Source organism: Citrobacter sp. Cu231, from assembly GCF_030332265.1.
GTDB classification, from domain to species: Bacteria; Pseudomonadota; Gammaproteobacteria; order Enterobacterales; family Enterobacteriaceae; genus Citrobacter; species Citrobacter meridianamericanus.
Window position 1 is genome coordinate 1 of sequence record NZ_JAOWIE010000002.1, and the last position, 203, is coordinate 203.

General features: G+C 48.8%; 1 tRNA gene. It reads left to right on the forward strand.

Going from position 1 to position 203, the window contains the following annotated elements:
* Nucleotide 1: 1 nt before the first annotated feature.
* Nucleotides 2–71 (forward strand) — tRNA-Glu (locus OGY15_RS00015).
* Nucleotides 72–203 lie beyond the last annotated feature (132 nt).

The window sequence follows — 203 nt, forward strand, 5'->3', positions numbered from 1 at the left end:
CTTCGTCTAGAGGCCCAGGACACCGCCCTTTCACGGCGGTAACAGGGGTTCGAATCCCCTAGGGGACGCCACTTGCTGGTATGTGTGAGTGAAAGTCGCCGACCCCGATATCTCAAAACTTACCTTCGGGTGACGTTTGAGATATTTGCTCTTTAAAAATCTGGATCAAGCTGAAAATTGAAACGACACACTGTTTCATTTCT